This is a genomic window from Mesorhizobium sp. M7A.F.Ca.US.006.04.2.1 (assembly GCF_004022915.1).
In the GTDB taxonomy this organism is placed as follows: domain Bacteria; phylum Pseudomonadota; class Alphaproteobacteria; order Rhizobiales; family Rhizobiaceae; genus Mesorhizobium; species Mesorhizobium ciceri.
Window position 1 is genome coordinate 1 of sequence record NZ_RZQA01001553.1, and the last position, 614, is coordinate 614.

Annotated in this window: 1 protein-coding gene; it reads left to right on the plus strand. The window is 55.0% G+C overall.

What is annotated here, in order from left to right; genetic code table 11:
- Window positions 1–346 precede the first annotated feature (346 nt).
- A complete protein-coding gene (locus tag EN925_RS38685; protein ID WP_127366480.1) occupies window positions 347–532 on the plus strand; it encodes a hypothetical protein in 186 nt (61 codons plus the stop codon).
- The last annotated feature ends 82 nt before the right edge of the window (window positions 533–614 follow it).

Consider the following 614-nt stretch of genomic DNA (forward strand, 5'->3'; position numbering starts at 1 on the left):
CATACACACCGTGGTTTCTCAGGGACGATCGAGTGGCCTTGGTGCGGAGAGACTCAACGTCTGACTAAGCAATTAAAGCGGCCAAATACCGGCCGCTAGTCGGACAATGTCGCTACTGCCGGGCTTCCTACAATGTCGATGCCGTCAATCTGGAGGCGGCAGGGCATCAAGGCACACGCGAGATCGGGATGGCGTTTCCCACCTCTCGGTTCGAACTTTCCTCGCCGAGATACGTCAGATCTGTGGATTTGTAATATCCTGCCCAAGGCGTAATGTCTCAACCGGTCCCTTTCGACACCGTTGCGAGCGCGCGAAGAAAACTAAAGCAGAGAAGGACGCCGAAACGTTGGCTTACACGGTGATCTGGTACGGCAAGCAAGGCATTGTCGAGAAAGCGTCGTTCGAGACCGAGAAGGCTGCACGGGATAACGCGCTTGCCAATTTTTCCGCACGAAACTCAGACGGTATTGTAGCGGTCGAGGTTCGCAAGGACGACGGCTCGGTTGTATTCAGCCAAGCAGGTAGCAACTAATAGTCCGCATCTTGGTCAGGTCTAGAATGAGATTTTCCGTCCCCATCCCTGCTCCTTGGCCGGAGCCTCAACGGGCTAAGAC